The sequence below is a fragment of the Streptomyces brasiliensis genome (assembly GCF_014647875.1).
Classification (GTDB): domain Bacteria; phylum Actinomycetota; class Actinomycetes; order Streptomycetales; family Streptomycetaceae; genus Streptomyces; species Streptomyces brasiliensis.
On record NZ_BMQA01000143.1, the window covers coordinates 1 to 7,728 of the forward strand.

Sequence of the window (7,728 nt, forward strand, 5' to 3'; positions counted from 1 at the left end):
CCGGCGAGAAACCTGTTCGACTTGCATGTTCCATGATCGGTTGAGATACGGCTTCTCAGACTGAGGTTGGGAAACGCTCAGTGCCTGGTGCGGCCCCGAATCTTCGCTGTCTGGACCACCGAGCTTTTGGTCAGCGCGTTCTGTGCGCCGCGTCGCACGCTCGCGCTGCCTGCATGATGACGAGCTCGGTTCGCTCCTCTTTGACGGCCTTCCGCACGTTCGCGGGGAGCAGCTTGTTTTCCAGCAAATCATCCGTACCCGCCAGCACGCTGTGCTCAACGTTGGTGAAACGGGGATAGAGCGCGCGAGTGAACGCCAACACGAACTCGGGCTCGGCGGCTCCTGCCATGCTCTCCAGCGCCCGCAAGTAGCGGTCCGCGTACGGAGTCAGCAACGCCTCCTGTCCCGGTTGCCGCAGCCCCGCCATGATGGCTTTGTGTTCCGCAAGCGAAAAGCCATCGCTGAACAACCGAGTCCACGCTTCTTCTTTGGCGGCACGGGTGGGGCGTGCGGCTTCTGCCATCAAGACGTTCCGGCGGCCGCTGTCCCCCGGATCGGCTTCCATCGCGACGTCCACAAGGGCGTCGATGTCGCCTCCAGTCGACGCGAGGCGGAGCAATCCCCGCCACCGCAGATCTCGATCCACTTCCACTTCTGCCCAGGGGGATTGCCCACACACTATGTCGCTCAGCAGACCGTGGCCGTCGGCCTGGACGACACCTATGAGGGTGCGGGCAAGGACCAGTTGGCGATCGGTACCCACAGCGGCGCCGGCCAGCTGCTGACGCACCTGGCGCGCCAAGACCTCGAGCATGCGGCAACGGCTGAACGGGTCCCCGTAGACCTGCACCGCCCGCACTGCCCGCTCCAAGAGCACTTGCAGGACGCCGACATCGCTCTCCAGCACTCCATGCGTGAGAACGGCCGATGCGTAGCTTTGCGCGGGCAGGTGCGCGTCGAGCACGTCGTCCCACAACGCTCCCCAGACCACTGCCCGCGCTCGTCGGTCATCCAGTGCGGACAGGCTGCGCAAGGCCGTCCGTCGAGATCGCGGGTCCAGCCTGACCTTGACGTGAGCGACCGCATCGTCATTAGGCACCAGCAGGTCCGGGCTCGGGCCGGACACGGCGAGTTCACCTTCGCGCCCGCGGGGACTGAGCGACACGTGCGCGCGTTGCCGCAGCACCAACGTGCCATCGTGGTCGTCGAACGCAGCGAGCCGCAGATTCACGTGGCGCGGCGCAACATCGGGATCGGGACGCTGCACCACCCGATGGCCGCCCGCATGGTGAACCACCTCGACCGTGTTGACACCACGGCGCAGCAGCCATTCGTCTACCCACCGGTCCACATCTTCGTTCGATACCTGCCGCAGCGCCGCCACAAAGTCATCGAGGCCGGCATTTCCCCACGCATGCGTCCGCAGATATCTCCGCACACCAGCGACGAAAGATTCCCAGCCCAAACGCTCAGCGAGGTCGTGGAGCACCGCTGCGCCTCGTAGGTAGACGATCGGGCCGAGATTGGACCGCGCAGCGTCGGTGTCGGCGGTTTCCACCCGGATCGCGTGGCTGGTAGGCAACTGGTCAGCATGTCGAGCTACCGGCAGGGCGTGGTGTGCAAAGGCGGTCCAGCCTTCCCCATACCGCGTCGCTTCGGCCTGTGCGACGACCGCCATCATCGTCGCGAAGGCCTCGTTCAGCCACAGATCGTCCCACCAGCGCATCGTCACGTAGTCGCCGAACCACATGTGCGCCATCTCGTGCAGCAAGAGTTCGGCTCGTCTTCGCCGCGCGTCCTCAGTGACCCGATGCCGGAACAACAGGCGCTCGTTGAGCGTCACACAGCCCGGATGTTCCATTCCTCCGAACGCGTACTCGGGCGCGAAGACGTGGTCGTACTTGGTGAACGGGTACGGAAGGTCAAACAACCGGCTGTAGAAGTCCAGGCCGCGGCTGATCACGTCGAAGAGCTCGGGCGCTTCGCCGACGAGCTCCTCGAAGAGCGAGTTCCGCGCGTACAGCGCCAGCGGCACTCCGCTGTGGCTGGAACGCAGCCGGCGGAACGGGCCGGCGGCGAAGGCCACCAGATACGGCGGCAGCGGTGGCGTGCGTCCGAAGCGCCACGTCGAACGCTCCTCGCCGGGGGGCGACAGCGGCTCCTGGCGGTCGGTGTTGGCAACCACGACCCAGTGAGTGTCAGCGGTGACGGCCAGGTCGACCGTTGCCTTCAGATCAGGCTGGTCGAAACAGGCAAACACCGTGTGCGCCGCGAAGGGTTCGAATTTGGTGTGCACATAGACCTGTCCGTCAAGCGGATCGCGGAAACGGTGCAGCCCCTCACCCGTTCGCGCATACGAAGCGGAACCGACCACTCGAACGGTGTTTTCACCAGGTCGCACGTCGAGCCGGACACGCGTCCCGTCGTGCGCGTCCGGCCCCAGCTCACGGCCGTTGCACGCGACCGACTCGACCTGCCCCGCGAAGTCGAGGAAGATGAACGCATCCCCGGAACGGGCCTGGAAGCGAGCCACCGTACTCATCGCGAACTGCCGCTCACCTGCGGTCAGGTCGAGTTCCACCGCATAGCGGACGTCGGAGATCTCGGCCGAACGCGCTGCCGCCTCGTCCTTTGTCAGCTTGCTTCTGGACGCGGCACGACCTTCGGGTGGCATACGGTCAGCCCCTGCGCTGCGACATGTGCGGGCGGCGGTACACGAGCTTGTCGCGGATCATTTCGCCGCCTGCTGCGACATCCACCTGATCCGCGCGAACGAGAGCGTTTTCTACCAAGTGGTGGTCGGGCGAATGCATGCACACCGGATCTGTGCGCGCCGGATCGCCGGTCAACGCGAAGGCCTGGCACCGGCATCCGCCGAAATCCACCTCCTTGCGAGGGCAGCTGCGGCACGGATCGGCCATCCACTCCGTTCCCCGGAATGCCTCGAACGCGGCGGACTTCGACCAGATCCACGCGAGGTCGTGATCGCGCACCGAGGAGAAGTCCATCGTCGTGATCTCCGCAGCCACCGGACACGGATACACGGTGCCGTCCGGTGCGACGGTCAGAGCAGTCTGCGCCCATCCACCCATGCACGGCTTCGGATAGGGCTCGTAGTAGTCCGAGAGGATCCACAGGAGCTCCATGCGTCCCGCCAACTCGGCCTTCCGGCGTCTGTAAACGCCCACAGCCTCCTCCAGCTGGGCCTTGCTCGGCAGCAGCAGATCGCGGTTGCTCAGAGCCCAGCCGTAATACTGGGTGTTTGCGAGCTCCAGTCGCTCGGCGCCCCACGACACACAGACGTCGATGATCGCGTCCAGACGAAGCAGGTTCATCCGGTGCAGAACCACATTCATGTTCAGCGGCAGTCCGGCCTCGCGGATGATGCGCGCAGCGTCCTCCTTCTTGTCGAATCGCTTGCTCGCTGCCACCAGGTTCGTCGACTCGGCGGCGTCGCCCTGAATGCTCAGCTGGGCGCTGTTGAGCCCGGCCGAAACGAGCGACCTCGCACGACTTTGAGTGAGCCCGAGGCCGCTGGTGATCAGGTTCGTGTACAGGCCGAGGGCGCGGCACTCGGCGACCAGCGTCTCCAGATCGCCGCGGACGAGGGGTTCACCGCCGGAGAAGTGAACCTGCACGACACCGAGGCCGGCCGCCTCGCGTATCACCCGCACCCAGTCTTCGGTGGCGAGCTCGTCCTGCCGATCGAGCAACGCCAACGGGTTCGAGCAGTAGACGCAGTGCAACGGACATTGGTGCGTGACTTCGGCCAGCAGGCCGTACGGCTGCGGCATACCGTTCATGTGACCACCACCCAACCCCGTTCACGCGCATCATGAAGGAATGTCATTACGTCGTTCGCGAGATCGGCAGCCTCGAAATCCTGCTCCAGCTGGGCGACCACCTGCCACACGGTCCGGCTGCCGTCGCACAATCCCAGGATTGCTGCCCCGGACGTGTTCAGAAGCACGACCCTCTCCGGCAACAGAAGCAGCTCCACGTCGCGGACGCTGTCGTGCTTGAGCATCGCCTTGGTCGCCAACCGGGGAATGGCCGTCAGATCGGTTTCGTCCATCACGAGTTCTTGCTGTACGCGAGTTGCACGGTGTCCAGCAGGCTCCAAAGGACATCACACTTGAACTCCAGCGCTCGTACGCACGCGTCCTGCTGTTCCCTGGACTTCGCGTGGTTGATCACCAGGTCGAGCAGGTGCGCAATGTCCTTGGGCTGCTGGGTGAGCCGTACACGGAAGTACTCCAGACCGTCCGTTGCGATCCACGGGTAGTGCTGCTGGACGTCGGCAATCCTACGGCTGAGCAGATCTGGCGCGAACAGTTCAGTCAGAGCCGACGCCACGGCCTCCAGCCACGGCTTTTGGCGGCAAAAATCCACGTAGGCGTCCACGGCGAACCGCACTCCGGGCAGCACCGAGTCCCTGTCGAACAATTCTCGACGGGTCAAGCCGACAGCTTCGCCGAGACGGACCCAATTCTCGATACCGCCTTCGTCACCCGTTCGCCCGTCATGATCGGTGATGCGCTGAATCCACTGGCGCCGATCCTCCCGACCAGGAAGCTTGGTCAGGATGAACGCGTCCTTCACCGGCAGGTTCACCTGGTAATAGAAGCGATTCCGCACCCAGCCTCGGAACTCCTCCTCGGTCAGCAAGCCTGTGTGCATCCGCTCGTTGAATGGGTGCAGATGGTGGTACCGCTTTTCTCCGATCGACCGCAGCTGCGCCTCGAACTCCTCAGCAGACCAAGCGTTCATATTTCCACTTCCAAGCCGGCTCGACCAACCTCGATGCCCAAGTCCGTCAGCCAACGCCGCTCCTTGGACCCTTCGTCGAGAATCGGGTTCGTGTTGTTGATGTGGGTGTAGATCTTCCGCTTCGCAGGAAGCTCAGCCAGAGCCCGGGCAGAACCGTCGTCGCCACTGATGGGCATGTGCCCCATGGAGCGTCCGGTACGACTTCCTGCACCCTGGCAGGACATTTCGTCGTCCGTCCAGAACGTGCCGTCCAGGAAGACGCAATCAGCCGACGCCACCTGCTCGGCGAACTTCTCGTCCCACCGGGGCAGCGTCGGCGCGTACACCAGGATCCCGCCAGTCACCGTGTCTTCCAAGCGGAAGCCCACCTCCCACTCCGGCCCGGGAAGCCGCGAACGTCCCACGTAGCGAGGCGCCTTGGATCCGGTCAGGAAGGCGGTCGCGCGCAACCGGTCGTCCAAATCCAGCGGCTTGCCGATTTCAACCAAAGACCATGAGAGGTCCGCGTAGTCGCTCAGCAACTCCCGAACCGGGAACCACCGGGTCAGCGCCTCCAGCACGGGGTACGTCCCGTACACCGTCAGCGACGACTCCTCACGCAGCATCAGCAAGCCGATCGTGTGATCGAACTCTGCGTCCGTCAGCAGCACACCGGTGACCGGCGTTGTCCGAATGCCCGGACCCGGATGCAAAGAGGGATCCGCCGCTATCTGATGATGGACGTCCGGCGTTGCATTCAACAGATGCCACTGCTCGCCGTCTCCGGAAACCGCAATCCCTGCGTGTGTCGTCGCAACGTCAGGGTTGGCACGGGCCTTTCGGCACCCGGCGCAAGCACAATTCCACTGCGGATAACCTCCGCCTGCCGCGGCTCCGAGGCAATGAATAAACACAGCGGGAAACCAATCCGTTAACGCCGGCGCAGGTGGTCGCCGGCTTCAGAGCACGCCTCGGCTACCGAAAAATCAGGCGTTTCCCACCTCATGACGTCCTCCCTCAAATTCGGCCACCGACAAGGGCTGTACAACAACAGGCATCGTTGCCCGTCGAGGGTTCAGCCAGGGCGGCCATCGGCTATAATCACCCTCGTCACTCTGGACTCAGCTTTATGTTTTCAAAGCTTCTTCGCCATCGCCTGACCTGGCAACCGGTAGCGCACGACCGGCACCGAATCACTGACGAACGGCTGCTGTGGCGCCACGAGCGGACCACTGCAAACACTGGGCGTTTTCAGCGCGGCCACTGATCGGGTGACGCTGGTGGTGTGCGCAACGCACGAGGCACCCGTGCCGTTGGGGGAGGCGTTCGAAGTCTCAACCCACAGGCACAGGAGCCGCCAGGGGCGTTGCGTGTTGGCCTTCTGTCCGGTCTGGGGTGATCGCGTACGACGCACCGTCATGTCTGCTGCAGTACCGATTGGTTGCCTTGCCGGTGGGCAACAGAACAGGCACGGCGCCGGTGATCATGCGGTTGTCGAGACCCATGAGAACCGAGCGGGTGCCGGGCCAGACCGGCGCCGTACGAGCCGGTCCCCCCCCCACGCCGACCTGCCGGGCAATACCCAACGAGCCGACTCAGCAAAGGAGTTCGCGTTAACCGGCTGCCGTAGCGGGGAACGCCTGCGTACCAAGCAAGGCGCCGAGAATGCTGACCACGGCCGCAACGTGCACGTCCTTATGGGGGTCGACACCGAGCACCATGGTGGCGGAATCGGCGGAGGGCTGCGCGCTGCCGCAGTGGTGCGGCATGCTGAGGACGGGATGGCCGTCGCCGGACCGGCCGGGCGGTCAGGACTGTGAGGGTGCCTGTCGCGAAGGCCCCTATCGGGACACGCCCGCCGGGCCGGCGGCAGCAAGCCCCGCACAGGACCGTGACCGACAGATCGGAGCTCAGGACACCTTGGTCAGTCGCAGACCGGGTCAGGCCGCGGTCCCGTGCGGAACACGATCATCCTCACAGTCGCAGACCAGCATCAGCACGTCGTCCAGGCCGCGGTTCTTCAGCTCGGTGAAGACGTGCAGCCAGTACTTCGCGCCCTCGCCGCCGTCCCCGGCCCAGATGCCGAGGACGTCGCGGGTGCCCTCGGCCGTGACGGCCATGACAACGTAGATCGGCCTGTTCGCGACCTGGCCATCCCGGATCTTGACGTTGATGGCATCCACGAACAGGACCGGATAGACGCGGCGGTCCAGCGGCCGGTTCTGCCACTCGGCCATGCCCTCCATCACCTTGTCGGTGATCGTAGAGATGGTCTGCTTGGACTCCTCGGCCCCATATACCTCGGCCAGATGTGCGGAGATCTCTCCGTGCGTGAGTCCCTTCGCGGACAGCGACAGCACCATTTCGTCCACCCCGGTCAGCCGGCGCTGCCGCTTCTTGACGATCTGCGGCTCGAAGGTCCCGGCCACGTCGCGGGGCACCCTGACCTCGACCGGGCCGACGTCGGTCAGCACTGTCTTGGCGCGGGTGCCGTTGCGGCTGTTGCCGTTGTTCTTCCCGGCCGGATCGTGCTTCTCGTAGCCGACGTGATCGGTGATCTCTCCTTCCAGGGCGGACTCCAGCACCCGCTTGGTCAGCTGCTGCAACAGCCCACCCTCACCGGTCAGTTGCAGGCCCTCACTGCGGGCACGGTCAACCAGCATCGCGATCAACTGCTCGTCCGACGTGGCCGCACCAACCGACTCGACTACGGGCTCTTGCTCGATCGTCATCTCACTCACTTGGCGTCTCCATGAGCAACAGATCCGCCGTTGATTAGACACTCCCAAAACGGACGAAAAGTCAACACGCAACGCGTGGGGGGGGCGATGGCGGGTTATTTATTGTGCGCATCACGGGATTGTGTTTTTGCATGTCGTGGGGTGTTGCCGGGTTTTTGCGTGGTGGGCAACTGTTGTAGGGGTCAGTAGCCGGTCTCGTGCTATCGGTGGCGGGTGTGCGGGTGTCCCTGCCCTCGGT

At 64.4% G+C, this 7,728-nt stretch carries 5 protein-coding genes and 1 pseudogene; all 6 read right to left on the minus strand.

What is annotated here, in order from left to right:
• Positions 1 to 130 precede the first annotated feature (130 nt).
• Positions 131 to 2,674, minus strand: coding sequence for an aminopeptidase N (gene pepN, locus IEZ19_RS48595; RefSeq protein WP_189317771.1), 2,544 nt, complete (start codon positions 2,672 to 2,674; stop codon positions 131 to 133).
• Positions 2,675 to 2,678: 4 nt separating this feature from the next.
• Positions 2,679 to 3,803 (minus strand): pyrroloquinoline quinone biosynthesis protein PqqE, encoded by a 1,125-nt coding sequence (gene pqqE, locus IEZ19_RS48600; protein WP_229841708.1) that lies wholly within the window; start codon positions 3,801 to 3,803, stop codon positions 2,679 to 2,681.
• Positions 3,800 to 4,075 carry a pyrroloquinoline quinone biosynthesis peptide chaperone PqqD gene (gene pqqD, locus IEZ19_RS48605; RefSeq protein ID WP_189317772.1) on the minus strand — a complete coding sequence of 92 codons (276 nt, stop codon included), beginning with the start codon at positions 4,073 to 4,075 and terminating at the stop codon, positions 3,800 to 3,802. Before pqqD ends, pqqE begins: the two co-directional genes overlap by 4 nt.
• Positions 4,075 to 4,770 (minus strand): pyrroloquinoline-quinone synthase PqqC, encoded by a 696-nt coding sequence (gene pqqC, locus IEZ19_RS48610; RefSeq protein ID WP_189317773.1) that lies wholly within the window; start codon positions 4,768 to 4,770, stop codon positions 4,075 to 4,077. Before pqqC ends, pqqD begins: the two co-directional genes overlap by 1 nt.
• Positions 4,767 to 5,663, minus strand: coding sequence for a pyrroloquinoline quinone biosynthesis protein PqqB (gene pqqB / locus IEZ19_RS48615; RefSeq protein WP_189317774.1), 897 nt, complete (start codon positions 5,661 to 5,663; stop codon positions 4,767 to 4,769). The genes pqqC and pqqB overlap by 4 nt, the downstream gene beginning before the upstream one ends.
• Positions 5,664 to 6,728: 1,065 nt before the next feature.
• Positions 6,729 to 7,481 (minus strand): annotated as a pseudogene (locus tag IEZ19_RS48620) (IS256 family transposase); the annotation flags it as partial.
• Between the last annotated feature and the right edge of the window lie 247 nt (positions 7,482 to 7,728).